1 protein-coding gene and 1 pseudogene are annotated in these 944 nt (G+C 67.8%); one reads left to right on the forward strand and one right to left on the reverse strand.

What is annotated here, in order from left to right:
- Nucleotides 1-43 precede the first annotated feature (43 nt).
- On the reverse strand, nucleotides 44-514 hold the full coding sequence (locus ACIKT0_RS19150) for a methyl-accepting chemotaxis protein (protein WP_407106867.1): 471 nt from the start codon (nucleotides 512-514) through the stop codon (nucleotides 44-46).
- 221 nt (nucleotides 515-735) lie between these two features.
- Here ACIKT0_RS19150 and ACIKT0_RS19155 point away from each other — a divergent pair.
- A pseudogene (locus tag ACIKT0_RS19155) lies at nucleotides 736-944 on the forward strand (hypothetical protein); the annotation flags it as partial.

Here is a 944-nt window from a genome sequence, read left to right on the forward strand (position 1 = left end):
GCACCCTCAGCCGCCAAAGCATTGAGGAAGGCGACGTAGGCGCTCATCTTTCCGAGCGATCCCCGACTTGTGCGCCCGCCCTCCTCGGCGAGCACCCGGGTAATGAGCGCACCTGCGACGTGCGCTCATAGAGGTTGCGGTCGATGATCTCGACGGCGTTGAGCGCGAGGTCGACGAGGCGCTCGCTGCGCGCCGCTCCGGTCAGCGCCGTGACGGCCTCGCGCAGCGAATCGACCCGCTCGGTGAGGTCGACGCCGAGGCCCTGCGCGAGGCGCCGGATCTCGCCCGCGACGATCTTGACCTCCTGGGCGACGACCGAGAAGCCCGCGCCCTTCTCGCCCGCATGCGCCGCCTCGATCAGCGCGTTGAGCGCGAGCAGGTGCATGCGGTGGGTGATGCCGTGGATGGCGGCGATGTTGGCCGAGGCGGTGTTCTTCAGCTCCGCGGCCGAGTCTCCCACCACCGATGACAGCGACTGGTTCCCGCCGAGCTCCGCACGCGCAGCATTCCGCATTGCACACCCCCTTGTGTTGCGGTGCGGAAACTGTGCCGGAATGATTATCGAAGGGTTACGACTTCAGGACATCTGCGGGTCCGGCGAATAGAGAGCCGATTTGTCGCAGCTTGTCCGGGCAACTCAAGAACAGTTCGGATCAGGCGCGCCGAATGGATCATTTATTCGGCTTCAGGCTGATTCTTTTCTGTGCGTGCTGCCTAACGGTTAGGCGGCTTCGCATGCGAGCCGCGACCGGCTCCTCAGGCGCGCCACGCCGGCGCGGGGACAGCGCCGGCCGCGCCGCCTATAATGCGCGCATGGCCCTCCCGCTGCCCTCCCGCGACGACCTGCGCGCGCTGCTCGAATGGCAGCTCGCCATGGGCGTCGACGTCGCGCTGGAGGAGGAGCCGCAGGATCGCTTCGCCGCCGACGCCGCGCGTGCGCAGCG

Source organism: Hansschlegelia beijingensis (assembly GCF_045505405.1).
GTDB classification, from domain to species: Bacteria; Pseudomonadota; Alphaproteobacteria; order Rhizobiales; family Methylopilaceae; genus Methylopila; species Methylopila beijingensis_A.